Annotated in this window: 26 protein-coding genes; 16 read left to right on the plus strand and 10 right to left on the minus strand. The window is 64.0% G+C overall.

The window, feature by feature from the left end:
* Nucleotides 1-3: 3 nt before the first annotated feature.
* The 6 genes from P3T18_RS29515 to P3T18_RS29540 all read right to left on the minus strand — a co-directional run bounded on the left by P3T18_RS29515 (nucleotide 4) and on the right by P3T18_RS29540 (nucleotide 4,556).
* Entirely contained in the window at nucleotides 4-360 is a 357-nt protein-coding gene (locus P3T18_RS29515; protein ID WP_429303490.1) for a hypothetical protein, read from the minus strand.
* Between the two features lie 222 nt (nucleotides 361-582).
* The gene (locus P3T18_RS29520; protein ID WP_429303491.1) at nucleotides 583-843 is read right to left on the minus strand and encodes a hypothetical protein; all 261 of its coding nucleotides are present in this window, start codon (nucleotides 841-843) and stop codon (nucleotides 583-585) included.
* Complete coding sequence (locus P3T18_RS29525; RefSeq protein ID WP_429303492.1) at nucleotides 836-1,585, minus strand: DNA/RNA non-specific endonuclease; 750 nt, start codon at nucleotides 1,583-1,585, stop codon at nucleotides 836-838. The genes P3T18_RS29520 and P3T18_RS29525 overlap by 8 nt, the downstream gene beginning before the upstream one ends.
* Before the next feature lie 332 nt (nucleotides 1,586-1,917).
* Complete coding sequence (locus tag P3T18_RS29530) at nucleotides 1,918-2,277, minus strand: DUF3564 domain-containing protein (RefSeq protein WP_429303493.1); 360 nt, start codon at nucleotides 2,275-2,277, stop codon at nucleotides 1,918-1,920.
* 147 nt (nucleotides 2,278-2,424) lie between these two features.
* Entirely contained in the window at nucleotides 2,425-4,110 is a 1,686-nt protein-coding gene (locus P3T18_RS29535) for an acid phosphatase (protein WP_429303494.1), read from the minus strand.
* 158 nt (nucleotides 4,111-4,268) lie between these two features.
* Entirely contained in the window at nucleotides 4,269-4,556 is a 288-nt protein-coding gene (locus P3T18_RS29540) for a hypothetical protein (RefSeq protein ID WP_429303495.1), read from the minus strand.
* Between the two features lie 347 nt (nucleotides 4,557-4,903).
* Between P3T18_RS29540 and P3T18_RS29545 the strand changes: the two genes are divergently transcribed.
* On the plus strand, nucleotides 4,904-5,875 hold the full coding sequence (locus P3T18_RS29545; protein WP_429303496.1) for an IclR family transcriptional regulator: 972 nt from the start codon (nucleotides 4,904-4,906) through the stop codon (nucleotides 5,873-5,875).
* Between the two features lie 88 nt (nucleotides 5,876-5,963).
* Here the strand turns inward: P3T18_RS29545 and P3T18_RS29550 are convergent, their stop codons facing one another.
* Nucleotides 5,964-7,037 (minus strand): porin, encoded by a 1,074-nt coding sequence (locus tag P3T18_RS29550; RefSeq protein ID WP_429303497.1) that lies wholly within the window; start codon nucleotides 7,035-7,037, stop codon nucleotides 5,964-5,966.
* A gap of 441 nt (nucleotides 7,038-7,478) precedes the next feature.
* On the opposite strand from P3T18_RS29550, the gene P3T18_RS29555 reads away from it, so the two are divergent.
* From P3T18_RS29555 to P3T18_RS29620, 14 genes are read left to right on the plus strand one after another with little or no spacing between them, the layout of a single operon-like run.
* Nucleotides 7,479-7,793 (plus strand): non-heme iron oxygenase ferredoxin subunit, encoded by a 315-nt coding sequence (locus P3T18_RS29555; RefSeq protein WP_429303498.1) that lies wholly within the window; start codon nucleotides 7,479-7,481, stop codon nucleotides 7,791-7,793.
* A 1-nt stretch (nucleotide 7,794) separates the two neighbouring features.
* Nucleotides 7,795-8,106, plus strand: a complete 312-nt coding sequence (locus P3T18_RS29560; RefSeq protein ID WP_429303499.1) for a recombinase-like helix-turn-helix domain-containing protein — start codon at nucleotides 7,795-7,797, stop codon at nucleotides 8,104-8,106.
* Between the two features lie 59 nt (nucleotides 8,107-8,165).
* Nucleotides 8,166-9,248 carry a Rieske 2Fe-2S domain-containing protein gene (locus P3T18_RS29565; RefSeq protein ID WP_429303500.1) on the plus strand — a complete coding sequence of 361 codons (1,083 nt, stop codon included), beginning with the start codon at nucleotides 8,166-8,168 and terminating at the stop codon, nucleotides 9,246-9,248.
* A complete protein-coding gene (locus tag P3T18_RS29570) occupies nucleotides 9,241-10,017 on the plus strand; it encodes an SDR family oxidoreductase (RefSeq protein WP_429303501.1) in 777 nt (258 codons plus the stop codon). Before P3T18_RS29565 ends, P3T18_RS29570 begins: the two co-directional genes overlap by 8 nt.
* A gap of 26 nt (nucleotides 10,018-10,043) precedes the next feature.
* Complete coding sequence (locus P3T18_RS29575) at nucleotides 10,044-10,571, plus strand: cupin domain-containing protein (RefSeq protein ID WP_429303754.1); 528 nt, start codon at nucleotides 10,044-10,046, stop codon at nucleotides 10,569-10,571.
* Nucleotides 10,572-10,617: 46 nt separating this feature from the next.
* On the plus strand, nucleotides 10,618-11,538 hold the full coding sequence (locus P3T18_RS29580; protein WP_429303502.1) for an alpha/beta fold hydrolase: 921 nt from the start codon (nucleotides 10,618-10,620) through the stop codon (nucleotides 11,536-11,538).
* Complete coding sequence (locus P3T18_RS29585; protein WP_429303503.1) at nucleotides 11,539-12,423, plus strand: IclR family transcriptional regulator; 885 nt, start codon at nucleotides 11,539-11,541, stop codon at nucleotides 12,421-12,423. It begins immediately after the preceding gene.
* Complete coding sequence (locus P3T18_RS29590) at nucleotides 12,420-13,229, plus strand: SDR family oxidoreductase (RefSeq protein ID WP_429303504.1); 810 nt, start codon at nucleotides 12,420-12,422, stop codon at nucleotides 13,227-13,229. The genes P3T18_RS29585 and P3T18_RS29590 overlap by 4 nt, the downstream gene beginning before the upstream one ends.
* The gene (locus P3T18_RS29595) at nucleotides 13,222-14,880 is read left to right on the plus strand and encodes a thiamine pyrophosphate-binding protein (protein ID WP_429303505.1); all 1,659 of its coding nucleotides are present in this window, start codon (nucleotides 13,222-13,224) and stop codon (nucleotides 14,878-14,880) included. The genes P3T18_RS29590 and P3T18_RS29595 overlap by 8 nt, the downstream gene beginning before the upstream one ends.
* Nucleotides 14,873-15,703, plus strand: coding sequence for an aspartate dehydrogenase (locus tag P3T18_RS29600; protein WP_429303506.1), 831 nt, complete (start codon nucleotides 14,873-14,875; stop codon nucleotides 15,701-15,703). Before P3T18_RS29595 ends, P3T18_RS29600 begins: the two co-directional genes overlap by 8 nt.
* Nucleotides 15,704-15,742: 39 nt before the next feature.
* A complete protein-coding gene (locus P3T18_RS29605) occupies nucleotides 15,743-17,233 on the plus strand; it encodes an aldehyde dehydrogenase (RefSeq protein ID WP_429303507.1) in 1,491 nt (496 codons plus the stop codon).
* Nucleotides 17,234-17,249: 16 nt separating this feature from the next.
* Nucleotides 17,250-18,215 carry a VOC family protein gene (locus tag P3T18_RS29610; RefSeq protein WP_429303508.1) on the plus strand — a complete coding sequence of 322 codons (966 nt, stop codon included), beginning with the start codon at nucleotides 17,250-17,252 and terminating at the stop codon, nucleotides 18,213-18,215.
* Entirely contained in the window at nucleotides 18,208-19,473 is a 1,266-nt protein-coding gene (locus tag P3T18_RS29615; protein WP_429303509.1) for an NAD(P)/FAD-dependent oxidoreductase, read from the plus strand. Before P3T18_RS29610 ends, P3T18_RS29615 begins: the two co-directional genes overlap by 8 nt.
* A gap of 25 nt (nucleotides 19,474-19,498) precedes the next feature.
* Nucleotides 19,499-20,902, plus strand: coding sequence for an MFS transporter (locus P3T18_RS29620; RefSeq protein ID WP_429303510.1), 1,404 nt, complete (start codon nucleotides 19,499-19,501; stop codon nucleotides 20,900-20,902).
* 38 nt (nucleotides 20,903-20,940) lie between these two features.
* On the opposite strand, the gene P3T18_RS29625 is transcribed toward P3T18_RS29620, so the two are convergent.
* From P3T18_RS29625 to P3T18_RS29635, 3 genes are all read right to left on the minus strand, one after another.
* Complete coding sequence (locus P3T18_RS29625) at nucleotides 20,941-22,542, minus strand: J domain-containing protein (RefSeq protein WP_429303511.1); 1,602 nt, start codon at nucleotides 22,540-22,542, stop codon at nucleotides 20,941-20,943.
* Nucleotides 22,543-22,545: 3 nt separating this feature from the next.
* Complete coding sequence (locus tag P3T18_RS29630) at nucleotides 22,546-24,255, minus strand: Hsp70 family protein (protein ID WP_429303512.1); 1,710 nt, start codon at nucleotides 24,253-24,255, stop codon at nucleotides 22,546-22,548.
* Nucleotides 24,256-24,440: 185 nt separating this feature from the next.
* Nucleotides 24,441-24,902, minus strand: coding sequence for an N-acetyltransferase family protein (locus P3T18_RS29635; protein WP_429303513.1), 462 nt, complete (start codon nucleotides 24,900-24,902; stop codon nucleotides 24,441-24,443).
* A gap of 103 nt (nucleotides 24,903-25,005) precedes the next feature.
* On the opposite strand from P3T18_RS29635, the gene P3T18_RS29640 reads away from it, so the two are divergent.
* Complete coding sequence (locus P3T18_RS29640; RefSeq protein ID WP_429303514.1) at nucleotides 25,006-26,481, plus strand: PLP-dependent aminotransferase family protein; 1,476 nt, start codon at nucleotides 25,006-25,008, stop codon at nucleotides 26,479-26,481.
* Nucleotides 26,482-26,497 lie beyond the last annotated feature (16 nt).

The raw sequence follows: 26,497 nt of genomic DNA on the forward strand, positions 1-26,497 counted from the left end.
GTGTTATTGCGTTTTGGTCGTGTCGGTTTTCAAGCCGTCGGCTTTTGCCGGGGCGTTGCTGGCCTCTTTCGCGCTCTCCGTGCTGGTCTTCCCGGCGCCTGCTTCGACAGCGCTTTTCTTCGTGGTTTTATGCGGCTTCGCCGTGTGGACGGCGGAAATCTTTTTCACATGCGCTTTGCTCGCGGTTTTGGCCGGTGCTTTCGTCGTGGCCGCGCTCTCGGTGGCTGCGCCCGTTTGCACGGCGGTGCTCGCCTTGAGGTTCGCCTGACCGGCGGGCTGCGCGTTTGCCGGCGTGGCCGTTTGTGCGAATGCGGTCGACACGAGCAGGGCGGATGCGAGAACTGCGACAAGCGTCTTCATGATGTGACTCCAGGTCAAACCGGTTGATTCTTCTAGTTTCCGAATCGCGGCTGAGATTGCTCAGCGCTGCCGGTTTAACGTTGCCCGGAACACAGCAGTTGACGCTCCTCTGGTGACAAAACGTAACGGCTGAAATATATCGGACGACGCGCACAGGCTTCGCGGTACGCGTATCCGATTGGCAAGGGTTCCTAACGTCTGCGTCCGGGTAACCGGACGCGATCAGTTGAACGGATTGTCGACGACACCGGGCTTCGCGTCCGGCTCGTCTTTCACCTTCGCGGGCAGATTCGACTGCGCCTGCAGCGTGGCGACCACGGCGTCGATCGCTTCTTTCAGGGCGAGCGCCGCCTTCAGGCCGCGCTGATCCCGAGTCAACTCGAGCGTGCCCGCTACCACGACGCGCGTCGTACCGTTGCTGACGGTAAGCGCGTCGCCTTGAATGTTGAGCACGTCGTCGTCGTTCGAATAGGGTTTAAACACCTTTGAGTCCTCCCGGTCGTTGGTCCTTGAGGTTTTCCGGAATGCCCGGAAAGCGGATGCCCGTGGCCGATTCGAGTTCGTGAATCGTCCGGATGTCGTAGCGGTTGGTGGAGACATTGTCCACCACGACGGCAAAAGCCATTTGGCGCGACGGCACGTAGACCACCTTGAACAGCTGCGTCGGTACGAACACGCGCGTCGGTCCGATGGTCTGCAATTGCTGGCCGTTGAAAATCGGACCGGTGACGACGTACGTGTCGTCGTACGAGGTCGCGATCTTGCGGACCGACGTTTCGATACGCGCCCACAGGCGCTGATTGTTCTCGCGATTTTGCGGGACGATATTGGCGAGCGAAAACGATTGAGCCATCGCTTCCTGATTCCAGCGATTGCCCGCCGGGCTCATATGACCGCGATCGAAGCCGCTGCGTTTGTAGTCCGCGAGCGTGGCGCCTTCGCCGTCGGGCAGACGCGCATCTTCGAAAAATTTGTTCGTGCGCACCATGTCTTTGGCGGCCTCGATGTGATCGCGCGTAAGGTGCTCGGCCGACCACAACGGACCGTGCGTAATGCCCGAATGCAGCACGGCGAAATCGCTGTAGCAGAGCAGGCGCGTTTTCGGCGCCATCTTCTGATTGCTCAGAACCGGCCATTGCGCATTCGGTGTGAACTGGGTGCAGGAAGGCGCTGCGTTCGCGTGCAGTGCGACGGCGAACAGCAGGGAGGCAAACCACTTCTTCATGAGTCGTAGCGTCGATTGAGGAGGGCGCAAGAGTATAGCGTTGCGCATGCAAATCGAGCGACGCCGAAGCGGCAAAAATAACGGAACGCGCACGACGTATAGCGGTTTTCGTGCGGTGTCTGCGCTGCACGAAAATCGTGCGTGGCAAAAAAATGGGCCGCCTTGCGGCGACCCCAATGCGTGGATTTCCTACTCTACGCACGCAAACTTAAAGCGGGCTTAAGCGTGCGGCGCGTTTCGGCTGTGTTCGGACGCGCGTTGTCGCGACGAATCCGCGGCGCGCGGCCGGCGGAAAACGTCGCTGAGCAGCGAGGTGCAAAGCGCGCGAGCGGCTAATTGCCGAACAGGCTGTTTTCGGCATGCACCGCCTGCCGGTCGACAGCCTGAAGACGCCAGAAACCGCTGGTCGGCGCGCGCGTGGGCACGGCTGTCCACGCGGCCGCGCCCTGTGCGGAACTGACGCGTTGTTTGCGGTCGACGTGCAGGCCGCGCAAGGTGCAGAGCGGCGCGTCGTTGCTCGGGGCGCAGAGCGTGGTCACGCCGTCCTCGTCGTGCAACTCGCCCCACGGGGGCAGATCGATTCCCTGATGCGCCTCGCGCGACCAGCGGCGTTGCTCGGTGTCGAGCCAGAGCACCGCGTAATCGTGGTTGACGGTGGGATCCGAACCGTTGATGAGGATCGTCAGACGCATGGCAGTCCCGTACAAATTGCGAAGTCGTGCTTTATCAGTCTAGGCGGCAACGCGGGTTATGCAAGTCAAAGGTATGAGGATCCGACACGAAAAAAGCCGTGCGTCGCACGGCTTTTCTTTGCCACGGTTTCGGTTGAACGCCGTGCTTCAGGCGAGATCGAGCGTGTTGGTCAGGTCGCCCAACGGCGCCAGTCCGTTCGACGCGAAGGCGCGGTCGCGCGCCACCACGCCGTCCAGCGGCGCGAGGCCATGCACACGGCTGACGAAACGCAGAATGGAGTTGGTGTCGTACACCGTATGGTCGACGTAGCCTTTTTTTGCCAGCGGCGAAATCACCAGCGCGGGAATGCGCGAGCCCGGACCCCAGCGGTCGCCTTTCGGCGGCGCGACGGGGTCCCACCAGCCGCCGTTTTCGTCGACCGTCACGATCACCACGGTATTCGCCCACTGCGGCCCGCGCTGGATGTGTTCGATCAGATTGGCGATGTGCCGGTCGCCCGATTCCACGTCCGCGTAACCGGCGTGCATATTCAGGTCGCCTTGCGGCTTGTAGAAGGTGACGGCCGGCAGGCGTCCCGCGTCGATGTCGGCGATCAGACGGTTGGTCGAGGCGTCGTCGCCGGTGCCGCCGTCGCGCAGATGTTGGCGGCGCGCGGCCGAGCCGGGCGCGTAGCTGGCGAAATAGTTGAACGGTTGATGGTGGTACTGGAAGTCCGGCACGGCGCCCGTGTCCTGATGGTCCAGCGCGTATTGCCACGCGCCGCTGTACCAGGCCCAGTCCACGCCCTTGTCGCTCAGACGGTCGCCGATGGTCGCGTAGTTTTGCGGCGGCAGCACACGCGGATTCGACAGGTCCGCGAACGCAGGATTGCCGCCTTCGGCCGGCCGCACGTTGCTCGGTTGATAAGGCGGCGCCATGGTGTTGACGGCGTAGCCGTCGGCGGTGAATGCGCCGTCGTTGACGAACTTCGGCGGCCCGTCGAGTGCCGAGGCGGGCGAGTCGGGCGCGGCTTTCAGGCGCGTACCGGTCGGGTCGTCGCCTTCGACCACGGAAGCCATCTTCTTTGCCGGACTATTGTGGATGTCCGGGTAGAAGGGCGCCTGCGCGGAGATCAGAAAAATGTGATTCAGCCACGAGCCGCCAAATGCCGCCATGAAGAAGTTGTCGCAAAGCGTGTATTGCTGGGCGAGTCCCCAGAGACGCAGCGAGTCGGCGGAACTGCGGTAATGGCCCATCACGAGGCCGCCGGAATCGCCCCACGCGGCGAACTGGTTGTTGCGCCCCGCGTTGATCTGCATCTGGTTCTGATAGAAGCGATGCACGAGGTCGCGCGTAATCACGCCGTTCGGCAGCGGCGCGCCGTGTGCGTCGGTAATGTGGAACGGCTGGTTGCGCAGCTTCGCCAGATCCTTCTCGCCGATCATGTAGCGCTTGCCGCCCACTTCCTGCGCCTGCGGCACGAGGCCGCCCCAGATGGCCGGCAGATTCGGCAGCGGCGTGCGGCCGTCGCGGTCGAGTTGCAGATAACGCTCGGCGCTCACCGTGTCGAGCGGATGCTGCACGCCCGGGAAGTTGCCGTACAGATTCGCGAAGCTGCGGTTCTCGGCGTAGATCACGACGATCTGCTTCACCTGATCGTGCAGCGCCGCGTCGAGGCGAACATCGGCTGCGCTGCGCGGCGCGCCATTGCTCGACAGAGCCGGGTCCGTTTTGCAGCCGCTTATCGCGAGTCCGAGGCCGACGGCGGCGAGTCCAGTCAGGACACGGCGGCGGTCGGGGTCTTCGGGGGCGTCGTTCGGGTTAGGCGGCAGGATGGCGTCGTTGTCGTCCATGGAGTTTCTCGCGCTTGACGTGAATAACGAAATTTAACGTGACGTGATGTGACTTGCGTGTGACAGACAGCCATTGCGTCGACCGCCAACGGTTGACGGGCAACGGGGCACAGCGTAGGTGCAACGTGGAGTAAAGCCGGACGCGTGATACATCCGGTTCAGGGAAGACGGCGCTTCACTCGCCAGCTATTGTGCGTCGCGTCAACGGCGAGCAGCAACCAGTGTCTGGCATCCACGGGATGCCGCTTCTGGGTGGCGTAGCCGTCCACGTTCAATTCCAGCTCGTCGTAGGCGAGACGATGGCAGGTGCCGCGTGCGCCGGAGCCGTCCGCAAACTCGACGATGGCGGCGGCCGCGCCTGCCGGTTCAGGCAGTTGCGCAATACGCACCGAGCAGCCCGGATAAAGATGGGAGTCGGCTACCTGAACCTGGATGGAATCGGACATGAGCGTGGCCTCCTGACGCGAGTGGAAGCGACAGCACGACACCGCAATGTCGCGCGACGGACCGGATCAAAGAATAGCACCGCATGAGCCGGCAGCGGTGATGCGCGAGGCATGGTTAACCACACAACGGCGCACACAAATCAGCGACGTCAAGACGCGGGCAGTTCGGCGATCGAGCAAGTGCTCAGGCCGCGACCAAATGCGCGGTTTCTTATCCGCCGTCATGCCGTCGCGCAGCGCCCGGTCGAGGCGGCAAACGCCATATGACGGAGCGCCGCGAGCTTCGCGCTATCATGCTGTTCTGTATCCACGAACAGCAGTGACGAACAGCAGACACGGCAGCCAAGATGGCAAAAGAAGAGCAGACAGGAGCAGGACGCAAGACCGCAAAGCCGCGTGGCGCGGCAAGCCTTGCGTCTCAGGAAGACATAGCGCCGGCTCAAACGGGCAGCGTCGATTCAGCGGACTCCGCCGACGAGGACAGCGCCGGCGGATCGACTTATCTCGTGCCGGGTCTCGAGCGCGGCTTGCGGATTCTCGCGGAGTTCAGCGCACGCGAACCCATTCTGGGCGCGCCGGAGTTGTCCAAGCGCATCGGCATTCCGCGCACCACTACCTTTCGCCTGTTGCAGACGCTGGAAGCGCTTGGGTTTCTGGAGCGCGTCAACGGCGACCGTTACTTCCGCCTGAGCGTCGCGGTGCTACGTCTCGGTTTCGAGTATCTGAGTTCGCTCGAACTGACCGACGTGGGCACGCCGATTCTCGAACGCCTGCGCGACGTGACCGGGCTCAGCACGCATCTTCTGATACGCGACCAGCGCGACGTCGTGTTCGTCGCCAAGGCGCAGACTCACGAGCCGATGTTCAGCTCGGTCAAGGTGCATGTCGGCACGCGACTGCCGGCTCATGCCACCGTGCATGGTCAGGTGCTGATGGGCGATCTGAGTTTCGAGGAACTGCGCCAGTTGTATCCCGAGCCGCAACTCGAACGCTTCACGGAGCGCACGCCGGCTACCGTCGAAGAACTCTATGGACGTGTACGCGAAAGCGCGGCGCTCGGTTTTGCATTGAGCGAAGCCTCGTTCGAGCGCGGCATATCTGTCATCAGCGCGCCGGTGCGCGATCAGAGCGGCAAGATCGCGGCGGCGCTGACCGTCACGATTCCGCGCTCCGATATCGGCGAGGCGGATGAGCGCGATCCGCTGATCGTGTCGGTTTGCCAGGCGGCGCTCGAACTGTCCGAGCGTCTCAGTTACCGGCCGCGGCCGGATGATCCGACGGCGGCGCGGGCGCGTCGCAAGCCGGTGTCGGCGAATTGATGCCTCGTTGAGTCGAGTCCGCGTAAAACGGCCCGGTGCATGAGCAACCGGGCCGTTTTTTTTTGCAGTGCGATGAAGCGTCGATCGCTTAGAACGAGTGGTGAATGCCGGTCAGGAAGATCGTCTGGTTACGGCCGCTCGATACGCCTGCCGTGAAGAACGCGGCATCCGTATTCGAACCGGCACGCTCATACAGCGCATTCACGTACAGCTGCGTCGACTTCGACAGCGCGTAGATATCGCCGATCTCGAACTGGGTCCAGCGATGGCCGGCCATCGTCGTGGTCGCGGCGCCGCCCGCGATGCTGTTGAACGGCGTGAACTGGTAATTCGCGCCGACATCGTAGCTCTGGTACGTGTCCGAATGGCCGGTCGTCTCCAGCTTCACGCGGGTGTACAGGCCATGCACCAGCAGTTTGCCGAACTGATACGACGCGCCCGCACCCATGTTTTCGACCTTGGCGGCCGTATAGATTGCCGCTGCGACACCCTGGAACGTGTTGATGCCCGTCGTCACGATCGACGGCGTACGGTCGTGTTCGTTCGCATACGTCGCGCCGGCCTTGAACGGACCGTTCGCATAGCTAAGTGCAAAGCTCAGCGTCTTGCCGGTCGAGAAGTTCGTGGTATTGCCGAGCCCCATCATTGCGCCGACCGAAAAGCCGTTGAAACTCGCCGAACGGAACTTGACTGAGTTGTCGAACGGCACCACGCCGGTGTCGGCGAGTTCGTCGATATTGCCGGGGTGGAACGCGTACCAGCTAGCCGCCAGATACGCCGTGCTCAACGGACCCAGCACGTCGAAGCTGAACGGCGTCTGATGGCCGAGCGTGACGGTGCCGATCGTGTCGGAACTCAAACCCACGTACGCCTGACGATTGAACAGGGTGCCCGCCTTGGCGAAGCTGCCGGTGTTCGTATAGAAACCGTTTTCCAGCTGGAACACAGTCTTCAGTCCGCCGCCGAGGTCTTCGACGCCTTTCAGGCCCCAGCGGTCCGGCTGCATATTGCCCTGTTCCTCGATCCACTTCGAATGGCCACCTGCATTGCTGATATACGCGATACCGGCATCCAGGCTGCCGTATAGCGTCACACTGCTCTGCGCCCATGCGCCCGTTGTTGCGCAGATTGCCGTCAAGCCGGCTGCAATGATGTGCTTCACCGTTGGTTCTCCTGATCACACGACTGAACGCTTTCGCGATTCCGTCATCCCTGATCCGTACTTTTTGGGGTTGATGCAGCTTTGGGTTTATGCGCCTAAACTGCACTGCTTTATGTTCCACCTATGGGCGTCTGTATCGCCTATGGAAAAGTATAGTGACTTCAGAAGTGGTCAAAATAAATTTTCGGACCCCGTACAAACCCGCATGAGGGTCCGCGAATTTGTCTGGCCAATGCCGTCAAACCCAAGCACCGTAAGGCTTGCGGGCCGTAGGCGCGATTCCCTTCACGCCGCGCAACACTGTGCTGCAAACACCACACTCGGTGTTTTCCCCTAACGAACCAGATTTTTATTTTTTCTCGCCGACACCGCTCCTATAATTATCCATACACGAACTGATGTTCCTTGTATGGAACATAGAGCTTCAGGAGAAGGCGAGAAATGACTGAACAATGGCGCTGCGCCGGCCATGCCGGCGACCTGTCCGATGACGCCCCGCTCGAGTTCAAACTCGACGACACCGAAATCGGCATCTACAAGGTGGGCGATGCGCTGTACGCGCTGGAAAACGTCTGCCCCCACGCGTACGCGTTGCTGACGCAGGGCTTTATCGACGGCGATACCGTCGAATGTCCGCTGCACGAAGCCGTGTTCCATATCCCGACCGGCAAATGCCTGAAAGAGCCCGGCGGCCGCGACCTGAAGATGTACTCGGTACGTCTGGCCGGTGAAGAAATCCAGATCAAGGTGGAATGACATGCGAGAACAGATCGTCAACTTCAATCCCTTCCTGAAGCCCTGGCTTGCGCCGCAACCGAACAACGTCGCGGGCAAGGGCGTGATCGAGAAGCCGGGCGAAAGCGAGAACTTCATCTGGCAGACGCGTAAGGCCGAGCCGACCCAATACGAAAACGACTTCGGCGACGCGCTCGAAAAAGTTTTCGAAGCCGGCGCGGTGGAGTTGCAGGAAGTCGTCGACGGACTCAACCGCGTTGGCTTCCGCACCCCGGAAGGCAATACGTGGAACGCCGACCGCCTCGCTGCCGAATTCCGTCTGCTCGCCGAATAAGCGCATCTCGTCGCGCTCATCCGAATACGCCTCACCGCTTTCGTCTCTGGAGTCTTTTCATGACGTCCCCCAATACAAACCAAGGCGCGGCCGATCCGATCCAGTCCTATCTGGACCGCGGACTGCGTAACTACTGGTATCCCGTGGCGCCGAGCTGGCAGGTCGGCGACGCGCCGGTCGGCATCACGCGGCTCGGCGACCAGATCGTGCTGTGGCGCGACAAGGAAGGCAAAGTCCGCGCACTCGAAGACCGCTGCCCGCATCGCGGCGCGCGTCTGTCGCTCGGCTGGAATCTCGGTTCGAGCGTGGCGTGCTGGTATCACGGCATCGAAATCGACGGCAGCGGCGAAGTCACGAAAGTGCCCGCTGTGTCGAACTGTCCGCTGGAAGGTCAGAAGTGCGTGAAGTCGTACCCGGTCGAAGAGCACGCCGGCGCGATCTTCCTGTGGTTCGGCGACGACGCCCATAAAGAACCGACGCCGCTCGTGCTGCCGGAAGAACTGGTCGGCGAGGAGTACGCGAACTTCCTGTGCATGTCGCACTGGAAGTGCAATTACCAGTACGCGATCGACAACGTGATGGACCCGATGCACGGCGCTTATCTGCACGCGACGTCGCATTCCATGGCTGAAGGCGACAAGCAGGCCGACATGCGCGTGCGCAAGACGGAAACCGGTTTGATGTTCGAGAAAGTCGGTCAGCGCGACGTGAACTTCGACTGGGTGGAACTCGGCGAAACCGGTTGTCTGTGGATGCGCCTCGCGATTCCGTACAAGAAGAAGTTCGGCCCCGGCGGCAACTTCGGAATCATCGGCTTCGCCGTGCCCGTGGATGAAGACAACTGCCAGGTGTATTTCTGGCGGACCCGCAAAGTGCAAGGCTGGCAGCGCGACGCGTGGCGCTTCATGTATCGCAACCGCCTCGAAGGTCTGCACTGGGCCGTGCTCGAACAAGACCGCTACGTGCTGGAAAGCATGGCGCCGAACGCGCGCGAACACGAATTCCTTTATCAGCACGACGTCGGCATGACGCGCGTGCGCCGCATGTTGCGTCAGCGTGCGCAACAGCATTTCGCCGAACTCGACGCGCATCGCGCACAGGCCGCCAGCGTCACCGCGGACGCGAGCCACAGCCATGCATAACCACGCTCACCAGGCACTCGCCGCACTCGAAGGCCGGCGCGTCCTCGTGACCGGCGGCGCGCGCGGTCTCGGCGCGGCGTTCGTTCAGTCGCTGGCGCAAGCCGGTGCGCGCGTGGTGTTCGGCGACGTGCTGCACGACGAAGGCCGCGCACTCGCGGCGTCGCTCGCCGAACAAGGTCATGCGGTGAACTATCTGCCGCTCGATCTCGCCGATCCCGCCAGCATCGCGCAATTCGCGCAGCAGGCCGCGACACAACTCGGCGGTCTCGACGCCCTCATCAACAACGCGGCGATCACCAACTCGGGCGGCAAGTTCGCCGACGAACTGTCGGTCGAGACGTGGGACGCCGTGATGAACGTCAACGTGCGCGGCACGTGGCTGATGAGCACCGCCGCGCTGCCGTATCTGCGCGACTCGGGACGCGGCAGCATCGTCAATATTGCTTCCGATACGGCGATGTGGGGCGCGCCGAAGCTGCTCGCGTACGTCGCCAGCAAAGGCGCCGTGATTTCCATGACACGGTCGCTTGCGCGCGAATTCGGCGCGCACGGCGTGACGGTCAACGCGATTGCGCCGGGTCTCACCGAAGTCGAGGCGACGGCTTACGTGCCTGCCGAGCGTCATCAGTATTACCTGCAAGGCCGCGCGCTGACGCGCGCTCAAGTGCCCGACGACGTCACCGGGCCCGTGCTGTTCCTGTTGTCGGATGCCGCGCGTTTCGTGACCGGCCAGTTGTTGCCGGTCAACGGCGGCTTCGTGATGAATTGATCTTGTCGAATCGTAAGGAGAAGGAAATGGCGGACGCCGATATCGAACGCAAATCGTGGGACCAGCCCGCGGACGCGAGCTTTGCACAATGGTTGGACAGCCGCGTCGCGCGACTGGAAACGCGTCGCTACGACTGGGACGCGCTGAAGTTCCAGGCCGACTACGACCCGAAGTATCGCCGCGCGCAGATGCGCTATGTCGGCACGGGCGGCACGGGTGTCGCTAAAGACATGAACACCGTGCCGGCCGGCGGCTTCACCTTTTCGACCATGGTGATTCCCGCGGGCAATATCGGACCGAGCCATATTCATCGGGACGTCGAAGAAATTTTCTTCGTGCTGCGCGGCAAGATGAAAGTGGTCTGCGAGAAAGACGGTGAGACGTGGGAAGCCGTGCTTGGCGAACGCGATCTGATCTCGGTGCCGCCGGGCGTGTATCGCACGGAAATCAACATTGGCGAAGAAGACGCGCTGATGTGCGTGATGCTCGGTTCGCCGAAGCCGATCACGCCGACGTATCCGCCGGATTCGCCGCTGGCTTCGCTCAAGCGCTGAGCCGTCCGGCACCCGCGCCGCTTCACCCGAACCCACGAAGGAAATCATGCCCGCAGTCCCGTCTACTTTCGCCGATAGCCACAGCGCCGGGCAGAACGCGACGCTCGAAACGCGTCTCGCACGCTTTCCGGCACAGCAGATCTGGCTGCCGTCGCAACGCGCCGTGAGCTATCGCGAAGCGAACAGCAGCGACGCGAACAGCGCACACGGCCGAACGCTGCCGCTGGTGTTGCTGCACGGCATCGGCTCGGGCGCGGCTTCGTGGGTTCAGCAGTTCGAAGCACTGGGCGCGTCGCGCCGTGTGCTGGCGTGGGACGCGCCGGGTTATGGCACGTCCACGCCGGTTCAGCCCGATTCGCCCACGGCGCAAGACTACGCCGCCGTTCTGCGCGAATGGCTCGACGCGCTCGGTATCGGGCGCTGCGTGCTGCTCGGTCATTCGCTCGGCGCGATCGTCGCGGGTGCGTTGGCCGCGGCCGAGCCGCAGCGCGTCGCGAGCCTGCTGCTGTTGTCGCCGGCCGGCGGTTATGGCGCGGCGTCGGCGGAACTGCGCGAGACCCGGCGCGATCAGCGTCTCGCGATGCTGAACGAACTCGGCCCGCAAGGTCTCGCGGACAAACGCAGCGCCAACATGGTGTCCGCGTATGCCGGCGAAGAAGCGCGCGCCTGGGTGCGCTGGAACATGTCGCGCGTGATTCCGCGCGGCTATGCGCAGGCCACGCATCTGCTCGCCAACGCCGACCTCGCCGGCGACCTCGCGCGTTATCGCGGCCGCATCGATGTCGCGGTCGGCGCCGACGACACCATTACGACGCCCGACGCCTGCGAACGACTCGCACAGGCGGCGGGCACCCGACTCCAGGTCGTGCCGCGTGCGGGCCATGCCGGTTATATCGAAGCCCCCGCCGCGTACACCGCGATCATCGACACGTTCTGTCGCAACAGCGACGCACAACGGAGCCAATGAATGACGCCCGACACGATCCACGCCGAGCGCGAAGCGGACGACAACCGCGCCGATGCCAACGACACCACCTACCGTGTGCCGGGACTCGAACGCGGTCTGAAGATTCTCACCGAGTTCTCGCCCCGCGAGCCGGTACTCGGCGCCCCTGAATTATCGAAGCGCCTGAAGATTCCCCGCACGACGGTCTTCCGTCTGCTGCAAACGCTCGAATCGCTCGGTTTTCTCGAGCGTGCCGATAAGGACCGCAACTATCGCCTCGGCGTCGCCGTGCTGCGCCTCGGCTTCGAGTATCTGAGTTCGCTCGAACTGACCGACCTCGGCTTGCCGATCATCGAGGCATTGCGCGACGACACCGGTCTCACGAGCCATATCGTGATTCGCGATGGACGCGACGTCGTGTTCGTCGCCAAGGCCCAAAGCCATTCGCCGATTTTCAGTTCGGTGAAGGTGAACGTCGGCACGCGTCTGCCGGCTTACGCCACGACGCACGGTCAGGTGCTGATGGGCGACATGACGCTCGACGAACTGAAGAAGCTCTACCCGGAGCCGGAACTCGAACGCTTCACGAAGCAGACGCCCGCCACCGTCGACGATCTCTACGAACGCATTCTCGACGACGCACGGCGCGGTTTCGCGATCAGCGAATCGTCGTTCGAACGCGGCATTTCCGTGGTGAGCGCACCGGTGCGCAACGACACCGGCCGCATCGTCGCCGTGATCACGACGACCATTCCGCGTCACGAGATCGACGCCACGCTGCTCGACAGCGGCCTGATCGACAAGGTGCGGCGTGCCGCCGACGAACTGTCGCAGCGGCTCAACTACCGGCCGAAGGGCGGCGCGAACGCCGGCACGAAATACATGAAGGCATTGGGGCTCAAATGATCCAGATCGACTTGACCGGGCAGGTGGCGGTGGTGACGGGCGGTTCGTCCGGCATCGGCCTCGCGACCGCCGAACTTTTTCTGCGGGCAGGCGCCTCGGTGGCGATCTGCGGACGCAACGGCGAGCGCCTCGCGCAAGCCGAAGCCGAGCTGAAAGAGCAGTTTCCCGCTGCATCACTGCTCGCGCAAACCTGCGACGTGCTCGACGCCGAACAGGTCGGCGCGTTCGCGCAGGCGGTACAGCAGCGCTTCGGCCGCACCGACATGCTGGTGAACAACGCCGGCCAGGGTCGTGTATCGACCTTCGCCGACACCACCGACGACGCCTGGCGCGAAGAACTCGACCTGAAGTACTTCAGCGTGATTCGCCCGACCCGCGCATTCCTGCCGATGTTGCGCGACGCCGCCGGCGCGGACAAGACCGCCGCGGTGGTCTGCGTGAACTCCCTGCTGGCCCTGCAACCCGAGCCGCACATGGTGGCGACCTCGTCGGCACGCGCTGGTGTGCAGAACCTGCTGAAGTCGCTCGCGGTGGAACTCGCGCCGCAACGTATTCGCGTGAATTCGATTCTGATCGGCATCGTCGAATCGGGTCAATGGCGCCGCCGTTACGCGAAGGAAGCGCAGCCGGGTCAGAGCTGGGAAGACTGGACCGCCGAACTGGCGCGCAAGAAAAACATTCCGCTGGGCCGCTTCGGCAAACCCGAAGAGGCCGCTCAAGCGCTCTTTTATCTGGCTACGACGCTGTCGTCCTATACGACGGGCAGTCACATCGATGTTTCTGGAGGCGTTGCACGACATGTCTAATACAACCACCGTTGGCGAGCTGATCGCCGCTTTCCTCGAGCAATGCGGCGTCAAAACCGCATTCGGCGTGATCTCGATCCACAACATGCCGATCCTCGACGCGATCCACAACCGCGGCAAGATCCGCTACGTCGGCGCACGTGGCGAAGCCGGCGCGGTGAACATGGCCGACGGTCTGGCGCGCGTGTCCGGTGGCCTCGGCGTGGCCTTCACCAGCACCGGCACCGCAGCGGGCAATGCGGCGGGCGCGATGGTCGAAGCCCTCACGGCCGGCACCGCGTTGCTGCACGTCACGGGTCAGATCGAAACCGAATATCTCGATCAGGACCTCGCGTACATCCACGAAGCGCCGGATCAACTCTCCATGCTGCACTCGATTTCGAAGGCCGCGTTCCGCGTGCGTTCGGTCGAAACCGCGCTGCCGACCATCCGCGAAGCCGTGCGTGTCGCGCAAACCGCGCCGAGCGGTCCGGTGAGCGTGGAGATTCCGATCGACATTCAGGCCGCGCAAGTGGAATGGCCCGCCGATCTCGCCGCACCGCACGTCACCACGCTCACGCATTGCAGCGCACGCGTCGCGCAACTGGCCGACCAGCTCGCGCAGGCGAAGCGTCCGTTGCTGTGGCTCGGCGGCGGCACGCGTCATGCGACCCAGGCCGTCGAGCGTCTGGTGGCGCTCGGTTTCGGCGTAGTGACCAGCGTGCAGGGCCGCGGCGTGCTGCCGGAAGATCATCCCGCCAGCCTCGGCGCGTTCAACGTGCATGCGGCCGTGGAGAGCTTCTACAGGACGTGCGACGCATTGCTGGTGGTCGGTTCGCGTCTGCGTGGCAATGAGACGCTGAAGTACAAACTCGCGCTGCCGCAACCGCTGTATCGCGTCGACGCCGACGCGCTCGCCGACAACCGCGGCTATCGCAACGACATGTTCATTCACGGCGACGCCGCTGCGGTGCTCGAAGAACTCGCCACGCTGCTCGAAGGACGCCTGAAGGTCGATCCGACGTTCGCGCAGGACCTCGCCGCCGCGCGCGAAAGCGCCGTGGCCGATGTCGGCAAGGGCCTCGGCCCGTACAAGCGTCTGGTCGACGCGCTGCAAAAGGCCGTGGGCCGCGACTACAACTGGGTGCGCGACGTCACGATCTCGAACAGCACGTGGGGCAACCGCATGCTGAAGATTTTCGCGCCGCGCGCCGGCGTGCACGCGCTCGGCGGCGGCATCGGTCAGGGCATGCAGATGGGCATCGGCGCGGCGCTCGCGGGCAGCGCGGCGAAAACCGTCTGCCTCGTCGGCGACGGCGGTCTGATGGTCAACGTCGGCGAACTCGCCACGGCGGTGCAGGAAAACGCCAACGTCATGATCGTGCTGATGAACGACCAATGCTACGGCGTGATCCGCAACATTCAGGATGCGCAGTACGGCGGACGCCGCTGCTACGTCGACCTGCATCAGCCGGATTTCGCGCAGTTCTGCGAGAGCCTGAAGCTGACGCACTACCGCATCAAATCGCTCGACCAGGCCGACGACATCATTCGCGAAGGCATGGCGAAGACCGGTCCGGTGCTGGTCGAAGTGGACATGCTGTCGGTCGGCTCGTTTGCCACCGCGTTCGCGGGTCCGCCGGTCAAGGAACAGGAGCCGGAACATGCATGAAGCCGGCTACGCGGGGCATCACGCACCCGTCGACGTCGCGATGATCGGCTTCGGCGCGATCGGCCAGGCGGTGTATCGCGCGGTCGCCGCCGATCCGACCGTGCGCGTCTCGCACGTGATCGTGCCGGAGCGTCATATGGCGTCGGTACGCGAAGTGGTGGGATCGTCGGTCGATGTGGTGGCATCGGTTTCCGCGCTGAGCAGCCAGCCGCATTTCGCGCTGGAATGCGCGGGCCACAGTGCGCTCGTCGATCACGTGGTGCCCTTGCTGAAGGCCGGCACGGATTGCGCGGTGGCGTCGATCGGCGCGCTGTCCGACATGATGCTGCTCGACGCGTTGTCGGCCGCAGCCGATGAAGGCGATGCCACGCTCACGCTGCTGTCCGGCGCGATCGGCGGTGTCGATGCGCTGGCCGCGGCCAAGCTCGGCGGTCTCGACGAAGTGCTGTACACCGGCCGCAAGCCGCCCACCGGCTGGCTCGGCACGCCGGCCGAAGCGCTCTGCGATCTGCACGCGCTCGCCGAAGAAACCATGATTTTCGAAGGCAGCGCGCGCGAGGCAGCGCGGCTCTATCCGAAGAACGCCAACGTGGCGGCCACCATCGCGCTGGCGGGGCTGGGTCTGGATCACACCACCGTACGTCTGATCGCGGACCCGAACGTCACGCGCAACGTGCACCGCATCGTCGCGCGCGGCGCGTTCGGCGAGATGTCGCTGGAAATGTGCGGCAAGCCGCTGCCGGACAACCCCAAGACCTCCGCGCTGACGGCGTACAGCGCCATGCGTGCGCTGCGCAACCGCGCGGCACGCTGCGTGATTTAACCCATCAGTGGACTAGCTGAAGCAACCGGAACGACCGACATGACTCACTTCGATACCAGCCTCGTGCCTACCGGCGATATTTTCATCGGCGGCGAATGGCGGCAAGGGCGTGGCAACCCGTACAAAAGCCTGTATCCGGCGGATCAGTCGGTCAACATGGAAATCTCCACGGCCAATGCCGACGACGCCCGCGAAGCCGTCGAAGCAGCGGACGCGGCCTGGCGCCGTGCCGACTGGTCGGGTCTGAAGCCGCATCAACGCGCGCTGGTGCTGTATCGCATTGCCGAGCTCATCACCGCGCGCCACGAAGCGCTCGCGCAGTTGCAGCGCCGCGACAACGGCAAGCCGATCGGCGAAACGCGCGTGCTGGTGGCCAGCGCCGCGAATACGTTCCGCTATTTCGCGGCCTGCCTCGAAACGCTCGACGAAGACGTGACGCCCTCGCGCGGCGACTATCTGACCATGAGCATTTACGAACCGATCGGCGTGGTCGCGGCCATCGTGCCGTGGAATTCGCCGATTGCGTCCGACGCGCAGAAACTCGCGCCGGCACTCGCGGGCGGCAACGCGGTGGTGCTGAAGCCCGCTGAAGTCACGCCGCTGATTTCGCTGGCGCTGGCGCGCATCTGCGAAGAAGCCGGCGTGCCGAAGGGTGTGATCAGCGTATTGCCAGGCAAAGGCTCGGTGATCGGCGACGTGCTGGTGCGTCATCCGCTGGTGAAGAAAGTGTCGTTCACGGGCGGCACCGAAGTGGGCCGCAGCATTGCGCGCCTCGCCGCCGACAAGCTCATGCCGGTCTCGCTGGAACTCGGCGGCAAATCGCCGACCATCGTATTCGACGACGCCGATCTCGACCATGCCGTGAACGGCGTGCTGTACGGCATCTTCAGTTCGTCGGGCGAAGCGTGCATCGCGGGTTCACGCCTGTTCGTGCAGCGCTCGATCTACGACACGTTCATGAAGCGTCTCGCGGAAGGCGCACGCAAGCTGCGCGTGGGCGATCCGTCGCGCGCGGAAACGCAGATGGGTCCGCTGATCACGGCGGCGCATCGCGAGACTGTCGAGCGCTATGTGGCGCTGGGTCTGCAGGAAGGCGGCCGTCTGCTGTGCGGCGGCGAGCGTCCGGTGGGCGACGGCCGCGAGCAGGGCACCTATTTTCAGCCGACCATTCTCGAAGGACTCACGAACGAAGCGCGTATCTGCCAGGAAGAAATCTTCGGGCCGGTGCTGGTCGCCATACCGTTCGACGACGAAGCGTCCCTGCTGAAGGACGCGAACGACAGCGTGTTCGGCCTCGCCGCCGGCATCTGGACGCGCGACTACAAGCGCGCTTACCGGATTGCGCGCGCGCTCGAAGCCGGCACGGTCTGGATCAATACGTACAAGCTGTTCTCCATTTCCACGCCGTTCAGCGGCTGGAAAGAAAGTGGCATGGGACGCGAAAAGGGCCGGCTCGGCATCCGCGAATACATGCAGCAGAAGAGCCTCTACTGGGGCTTGAACGACGCGCCGCTGGCGTGGGCAAACTGATACGCAAGGGCACGTTATGACGATTCTCGGCATTGAACAGATTATTTACGGCGTGACGGATCTCGCTACCTGCCGCCGTTTTTTCGCGGACTGGGGCCTGCAGGAAGTGGCGCACGACGAAACCCAGGCGCACTTCGAAACGCTGAACGGCTGCACCGTGTTGCTGGTCGACGCAGCCGATCCTTCGCTGCCGCCGGCTTTCGAAGAAGGTCCGACGCTGCGCGAAGTGACCTGGGGCGTTGCCACCCAGGCCGAACTCGACGCCTTGCGCGGCCGCTTTGCCGGTCAGCCCGGTCACTTCGAAACCGCTGACGCGGTGGGTTGCATCGACCCGAACGGCATGGCGATCCGCGTGGAAGTGACGCGCAAGCGCCAGCTCGACGTGCAGGGTTCGCCGTCGAACGTCTGGGGCCAGACGTTGCGCGTCGATCAGCCGTCGCCGATATACGAACACGCGGAACCCGTCGAAGTGGGCCACGTGGTGTTCTTCACCAACAAGCTGGCGGAGCAGGAAAAGTTCTATCAGGAACTGCTCGGCTTCGAAATGTCGGACCGTTATCCGGGCCGTGGCGCCTTCATGCGCTGCGCGCCGCACGGCGGCCACCACGACATTTTCCTGCTGGCGCTGCCCGGCGGAAAGCGTGGCCTGAATCATGTCGCTTTCACCGTGCGCGATATCCACGAAGTATTCGGCGGCGGCATGCACATCAGCCGCCGTGGCTGGGAAACGCAACTCGGGCCGGGCCGCCATCCGGTGTCGTCCGCGTACTTCTGGTACTTCCAGAATCCGGCGGGCGGTCTGATCGAGTACTACGCCGACGAAGACCAGCTCACGCCCGAGTGGCAGCCGCGCGACTTCGAGCCGGGCCCGACCGTGTTCGCCGAATGGGCCATCGACGGCGGCATCGACGGCAATACGCGTCGCCAGAAAAGCGCCAAGGCGCCGGAAGGCAAGTTCATGACGGAGCGCAAAAATGACTGACGTTGCTGCTGACAAAGCCCAGGCCGCGCATGCCGGACTGGAAGCGCCGCGTACGATCGTCGTGATCGGCGGCGGTCAGGCCGCGGGCTGGGTGGTGAAGACGTTGCGCAAGGAAGGCTTCGACGGCCGCCTCGTGATGATCGCCGACGAAATCCATTTGCCGTACGAGCGTCCGCCGCTGTCGAAAGCGGTGCTGGCCGGCGAAGCGGATATCGAAACCGTGCGCCTCGTGAAGCCCGACGATTTCGAGGCGCTCGACGTCGAAGCATGGCAGCCGGATTGCGCGACGTCGGTCGATCGCGAGCAGCGCATCGTGCGCACGCAGTCGGGCCGCGAAGTGCACTACGACCGCCTCGTGATCGCCACGGGCGGCGCGGCGCGGCGTCTGCCGGCCTCGCTCGTCAAGACCTCGCACATCGCCTATCTGCGCACGCTCGACGAAGCCGTTGCGCTGGGCGAACGTCTGCGCGCGAGTCAGCGGGTGCTGGTGGTGGGCGGCGGCTGGATCGGTCTCGAAGTGGCCGCCACCGCGCGCAAGCTCGGCGTGGAGGCCACGGTGGTGGAAGGTGCGCCGTGTCTGTGCGCGCGTTCGCTGCCGCCGCTCGTGTCGGACTTTCTGCTGGAACTGCATCGCACGAATGGCGTGGACGTGCGGCTGAATGCGTCGCTGGTTGCGCTTGAAGATCATCCGCACGACGCCAATCGCATTCGCGCCACCTTCGCCGACGGCTCGACGCTCGACGCGGATTTCGCGGTAGCCGGCATCGGTCTCACGCCGCATACGGCGCTGGCCGAACAGGCGGGCGTCAAGGTGGAAGACGGCATCGTCGTGGATCACTTCGGCGCCACCGACGACCCGCGTATTTTCGCGTGCGGCGACGTGGCGAATCATCCGAGCGCGTGGCTCAAGCGCCGCGTGCGGCTCGAATCGTGGGCCAACGCGCAGAACCAGGCCATCTCCGCGGCCAAAGCGCTGCTCGGCAAGTTCGAACCGTACGCGGACATTCCGTGGTTCTGGTCCGATCAGTACGACGTGAATCTGCAGATTCTCGGCGACATTCCGGGCGATGCGCAACTCGCGGTGCGCGGCGATCTGCAGGCCAAACGCGCCACGCTTTTCTATCTGGAAGACAGCGCGATTCGCGGCGTGATTGCGATCAACACACCGCGCGAACTGAAAATGTCGCGCAAATGGATGAATCAGGGCCGCGCCATCGACCTGGCCACCCTGACCGACGTCTCAACGGCACTTGCCTAACCACATCTACGGACGGCACCACGGCATGAGAACCATCGACAACACCATGGGGGACCGCAGCAGCGCCGGTGTCTCAGGCCCCGTGACCCGGGGCTCGATCATCGCGCGTCTTGAGCGGTTGCCGAAGAATGCGATGCAGGTGCGCGCGCGCATCCTGATCGGTCTCGCGACGTTCTTCGACGGCTTCGACGTGATCGCAATCGCGGCCACGCTGCCGATCCTGATCGCGAAGTGGCATCTGACGCCGTGGGAAATCGGCATTCTGATCGGCTCCGGCTCGGTCGGCCAGTTGATCGGCGCGTTCGTCTTTCCGTGGTACGCGGAGCGCAAGGGTCGCGTGCGCGCGATTGCGCTGAGTTCGGGCATCATCGGCATAACGAGTATTGCGTGCGGTTTTGCGCCCACGTTCGCGGCGTTCCTCGTGTTGCGCGTGATTCAGGGTCTCGGGCTGGGTGGCGAATTACCGGTGGCCGCGACTTACATCAACGAGATCAGCCGCGCGCATGGCCGTGGCCGTTTCGTGCTTCTGTATGAAATCGTTTTTCCGGTCGGACTGCTGGCCTCGAATGCGCTGGGTGCGTGGATCGTGCCGCGCTTCGGCTGGCAAGCCATGTACTTCATCGGTGGCATGCCGTTGATCCTGTTCTTCGTGCTGCGCAAGCTGGTGCCGGAATCGCCACGCTGGCTCGCCGAGCGCGAACGCATGGCCGACGCCGACGCCGCCGTGCATGCGTTCGAACGTGCCGCGAAAGGCCCGTTGCCGCCGGTCGAACATTCGGCTGAATTCGAAGCCATGGCCAATCGTCACCCGAAGCGCCGCATGGGCGATCTGTTTGGACCTGCCTATCTGAAGCGCACGCTGGCCGTGGCCATGTTGTGGATCACGTGCGGCTTCATCCAGTACGGTCTGTCGACGTGGCTGCCCACCATCTACCGCACCGTGTATCACGCGCCGCTGCAACTCGCGCTGAATCTCGCCGTGGCGGCTTCGGTGCTGGGCGTGGTGGGCTCGCTCACCTGCGCGCTGCTGGTGGACAGGGTGGGACGCAAGCCGATCATCAACCTGTCGTTCGTTGCGTGCGCCGTGTCCTTGTTGCTGGCGGGCGTGTTCCACGATTCGTCGGTGTACGTGGTGGCGACCTGCTGCGCGTTCTCGCTCGGCTTCCTCGCCTGCGGCTTCATCACGGCCTACGTGTACACGCCGGAACTGTATCCCACGAGTATCCGTGCGATGGGCTGCGGCGTCGGCGGTGCATGGTTGAAGGTGGCGGCTATCTTTGCGCCGGCCATCGTGTCGAAGACGATGATCGGCGGCAATCTGCAAGTGGCTTTTTATATTCTCGCGGCGGTGCCGTTTCTGGCGGCCGTGGCCGTGCACTTTCTCGGCATCGAGACCAAGGGCAAGGTGCTCGAACAACTCGAGGCGTGATGCCGTGACGACGAGGCGGGCGGTCGATGCCGGACCGCTCACCGCCTCGCTTTTTGCTCCTTCAATCCTTCGATGATCCACACGCTCATCAGGCCCGCACAAATGCAGGCGACGATGCCGGGCTTGACGAGCGCCAACGCCACCCACAAGAGGTGAAGGTAGCCGCGAAAGAAAGGCGGCACCGCACGGCGCACGTCATTCCACCGCGTGACACCCAGCACGCTGCCGAGTACGGGCATGGCCGAGAAAATGGCCCAGGCGAATGGCGTCGTGCGCGGGTCCTGTTGCAGCAATAGCACCAGCAAGGCGGCGAAGCCCGCAAACCACACCGACACACCTGCCCACCTGAATCGCGGCCGATGCGCGAGCCACGCGCGGCCATTCTCCTGCGCGAACGCCAGAAAGAACGCGAACAGCACGCCGTGTGCATAGGGCAGAAGCCACGCCCGCGATTCGCTTTCGAGCCGATGTCCTGCAAAGCCGAAGCCCACCGCAGTGATGGCGGCCAGCAGCGCAAGCTGTTTGACGCGCGGCCAGTTGTGGACGAGCGCGGCCCAGAACGTACAGAGTCCGAGCGTGCCGAGCGCGACGGCGCTCGCGCGGCTGTCGTCGCAGGCCATCGCGGCGGCCGTGGCGGCGAGCCATAGCGGAATCCAGCCGTCACGCAGCCAGCGATTCGCACGCAGCGCTTGCAGACGCGACTGCTGCGTCTCGGACAACGCCAGAATGAACACGCAGCCGCCGGCCATGGTCAGCATGACCGTGGCCAGGACGATGAAGAGTTGCGTGGCAGTCCAGCTGCCGTTGTCGGCGACGACCGTCGCGCTGGCGAACAGCAGCCCGCACCAGAGGCTGAGCGCGGACGCCGGACCGAACAGCCGCCCGAAGCCGACGCGTAATGTCAGGCACTGGGTCCAGAATTCGAGTTTGCCGATATCAAGCCGCAAGCGCACCACGTTCGCGTGATAGCGGCCAAGCGCGGTCAACAGTTGCTCCATCTCCGAGCGCATGTCGGCGCGAAGCAGCGTTCGCGCGCCGGCGGCTGCACGTGGCTGAGGTCCTTCGAGCAGCGCCATCGCGTTCGGAAAGCGGCAGCGCAAGCTGTCGTAGTCTTCGTCGGCGAAGACGCGATCCAGCGCGACGCTCGCCACGGCGGCATTGCGTCGACGCAAATGACCGGCGTTCTCGCGCCAGCCGAGCACCGCGCTCAGGTTGATGCGCAGTCCGGCGGGCGCATCCTCGTTCATGCAGTGACACAAGGCTTGCCACTCGAGTTCTTCACGCGTCGGAATATTGACGACCGAGGCGAACAGTTCCTGCAGGGAACGGCGTGACGCGACGTGCTCGGGTTGCGCAACGAAGTCCTGCCAGAGCTGGATGGCCGTCTCGAACGGGTTGCGCTCAGGCACGGCGAGTTCGGCTTCGTCGACGTGAGGCGCGGGCGCAGACTTCGCGCCGCCGCTCGCCAGTTGCAATGCGGATTCGTACGCGTAACGCAGACGCTGGAATGCCTCGACGTCGTCGTCGGGCCGCTGTTGCTTGAGCAGACGCGCATAGGCGCGGCGCACGGCGCGTTCGTCGGCGTTCGGGGCAATGCCGAGGACATCCCACGGCCAGGAGTGAGCAGAAATCTCGGCCATGGCTCAGTGCGTCACGTGAACGTCGAAACGGTCGAGCAGCGCGCCGAGTTCACGGCGCGCCTGCGCGATCTCATCCGTGTTCTGCCGTTCGAGCAGCGCGTGAAAGCGCGCAATGGTCGCGGCCAGATATTGGCGCTGATCGCCGAGCGTTTCTTCGTAAATGCGATCGGCGCGCGTCAGTAGTGTGCGATTTTCGAGCTGATCGCGAGGATGGATTTTCAGCGCGCTCAACGCGGCGAGGCGCGCGGCCACTTCGTGCGGCGTCATCACGCCAGGATTTTCCTCGATGACCATGGCGCGCTTCGTACCATTCGGAAACGCCGTGGCTTCCACTTCCAGCACACCGTTGACGTCGTAAGTAAAGCGCACGTCGGCGCCGGCTTCGCCCGCCGGCTGAAGCGGCACGTCGAGCGTAAATTCGCCGAGCGGAATGTTGTCCGCATTCAGTCGTGCCTCGCCCTGGAACACCTTGATGCTCAGTTTCGCCTGCCGGTCGCGCAGCGTGAAGATGCGCTGCATGCGGCTCACGGGCACGATCGTATTGCGTTCGATGATCGGCAGGAAATGTCCCGGCACGAACTGGTCGGCGCTCACCTGCATCGCGGTGTCGATACCGAGGCTGTACGGCGCGACGTCGGTCAGCACCATTTCGTTCAAGGCCGCATCGCGCGCGATCAACCCTGCCTGCACGGCGGCGCCGAGCGCGACCACCTCATCCGGGTTCAGGTGCGCGGCGGGCAGACGGCCGAACATCTTCGTGACGAGTTTGCGCGCCATCGGCATGCGCGATGCGCCGCCGACCAGAATGATTTCTTCGAGTGCGTCGACGGCGATTTTCGAATCGCGCAGCGCCCGCTCGACGGGTTTGCGCAAGCGTTGCAACAACGGCTCGCACGCTCGCTCGGCGGTTGGCGCGTCGAGTTCGAGCGAGTAGTCGCGGTTGTTCGTGAACAGCTTAAGCGTGGCGCTCTGCGCCGGAGCCTGCGTGAGCCGCTTCTTCGCGTGCTCGGCCTGCTGATGCAAACGCTGTGCGTCGCCCGGCGCGAGCGAGTCGAAACTCAGGCCGTGATGCCGGCAGAACAGATCGACGAGCGCCTGCGTGAAGTCTTCGCCGCCGAGAAAATTGTCGCCGGTGCTGGCGCGTACTTCCATGACGCCTTCGAAGAAGTCGAGCACGGACACGTCGAACGTGCCGCCGCCCAGATCGAAGATCAGAAACTTGCGCTCGGCGTTGCGCTGATGCACGCCATAAGCGAGCGAGGCGGCAGTGGGTTCGTTCACGAGGCGCAGCACGTTCAGGCCCGCGAGTTCGCCGGCAATGCGCGTGGCTTTGCGCTGCGCATCGCTGAAGTACGCGGGAACGGCGATCACGGCATCGCGTATGTCTTCGCCGAGAAACGCCTGCGCGTCGGCCTTCAACGATTTGAGCACGAACGAAGACAACTCTTCGGGACGCATGCGTTGCGTGCCGAGCGGGATGGCGCGACTCGTGCCCATGTAGCGCTTGAAGTTGGCGGCGGTCTGAGCGGGATGCGTATGCAGACGGTCGTGCGCGGGACGGCCGACGAGAATCGAGCCGTCGTCGTCGAGCGAAACACACGACGGTGTCAGCGTCTCGCCCAGCGCGTTCGGTATGAGTTCGGCCTCGCCGTTTCGCCAGATAGCGGCAAGACTATGCGTGGTTCCAAGATCGATGCCGATGATCGAAGGCATGGTCAGATTCCGATTCGTTTGTGCCCCTCCGCGAGGAGATCGCCCAAGGTTTCGCGGCCAGGCCGCGCGGAGCCGGATGTAGCTCCGTCCATTGGCGATAACGGCACGACGAACGCAAACTTGAGCGGCGCAAAGCCGCAGGCGCTGTCGGAATCGGTTGGTTCGATGCGACGTGCATCGCCGCTTCAAAGCTCCTTGCGATAGACCACGAAGCCCGAGCGGTTGGCAATGTTGTCGTAGAGCTTCATTGCGGTGTGGTTGGTTTCGTGCGTCTGCCAGTAAACGCGTTGCAGGCCGTCGGCCTTCGCGCGCGCGTACACCGCTTCGATCAGCGCGCGGCCCACGCCCTTGCCACGTTCCGTGTCGAGCGTGTACAGGTCTTGCAGATAGCAGGTCGGCGCGGCCATGGTGGTGTGCCGGTGATACAGGAAGTGAACCAGACCGAGCAACTGGCCGTCGCGCTCGGCAACCATCGCGTACATCGGCTCGTACGCGTCGAAAAAGCGCGACCAGGTGATGTGCGTAAGCTCGCGCGACAGTGCGGTTTCTCCCGAGCGGCCATAGAACGCGTTATAGCCGTCCCATAGCGGCAGCCATGCGTCGAAGTCGTCGGGCGTGACGGGGCGAATCTGCAGCGGTGCGGACATGAGACGATTCCTCCGGAATGTTGTTGGCGAACATCCGTCAGCATAAGAAGTTTGTGGCACCATTGTTAGCTCCACGCACGATGCAAAATCTGGAGCCACGGAATTGGACTACGGTCTGCTGTTGTCGAAGGTCGAGCGCACATCCGGCACGCGCAAGCTCACGCAGCAAGACCTGCTGTACGAGAGCCTGCGCCGCGCCATTCTGGACGGCGACATCGGCCACGGCAGCCGCCTGCTCGCCACGCGCGCGCTGGCGGAACAACTCGGCATTGCGCGCAATTCGGTTCTGTACGCCTACGAGCGGCTGACCGACGAGGGCTTTATCTCGGCGAGCCGGCATGGCTCCATCGTGAACCGCGTAAGCACGTCGGCTTCCACGATAGTCGCGCGTCGCGACGGCGCGCAGGCGCACGAGACGCGGCTTTCGCTGCGCGTGCGCAACCTGCCGCGCGAACGCACCAGTCCCGACGATCCTACGCCGTTTCGTCCAGGCGTCCCGGCGCTCGACGAATTCCCGCTCGCGCAATGGCGTGCCTCGATGGAACGTGCCTGGCGCACGGTGGCGCCCGGCGAACTGGGCTATGGCAATAACGCCGGGCATCCCGCACTGCGCCGCTCGATTGCCGACTATATGCGCGTCTCGCGCGGCGTGCGGTGTACGCCGGAGCAGGTTTTCATCACGTCCGGCACGCAGGCGAGTCTCGATCTGTGTGCGTGCATGCTGGCCGATCCGGGCGACAGCGTCTGGGTGGAAGACCCCGGTTACAACGGCGCCAAAGCTGCGTTTCAGGCGGCGGGTTTGCGCCTCGTGCCGATTCCCGTGGACGCGGCCGGCATGGCACCGACGCAGGCGCATTGGGATCGCACGCCGCCGCGCCTGATGTATCTCACGCCTTCGCACCAGTATCCGCTTGGCAGCGTGTTGAGTCTGGAGCGGCGCTGGTCGATCATCGAAAACTCAGTGGCGCGCGGCGCGTGGATCATCGAAGACGATTACGACAGCGAACTGCGTCACAGTGGGCCGCCTTTGCCGTCCATTCAAGGGTTGGCGCCGGATACGCCGGTGATTTACCTCGGTACGTTCAGCAAGACGATGTTCCCGGCGCTGCGCATGGGCTTCATGATCGTGCCGGCGAGTCTGGTGAACGAGGCGGACGAGGCACTCGGCGAGATTGCGCGGCAAGGGCGCGTGGCGGAACAGATCGCGCTGGCCGATTTCATCGACAGCGGACGGTATGCGCGGCATCTGCGGCGCATGCGGCGGCTTTATCAGCAGCGCCGCGCCGCGCTCGTGGCCGCGATCGAGCGGCACATGGGCGATCTCGTGACGGTGTCGTCGGACGGCGGCGGCATGCATCTCACCATGCGGCTCGACGCGCCTTTGCGCGATCGCGACGTGAGCGCCGCGACGCGCGCGCACGGGCTCTCCATCGCCGCGTTGAGCACGTTCTGCCAGCCGCCCGCGCACGATGCGGCGCGCTACAACGGTTTCATGCTCGGCTACGCGAGCATTCGGGCCGAAGATGCGGACGCCGTGGTGGCCCGGCTCGCCGCCGTGATACGCGCGCAAGGAGCGTGAGCGATTGGTTTAAACG

The sequence above is a fragment of the Paraburkholderia sp. GAS199 genome (genome assembly GCF_050436585.1).
Classification (GTDB): domain Bacteria; phylum Pseudomonadota; class Gammaproteobacteria; order Burkholderiales; family Burkholderiaceae; genus Paraburkholderia.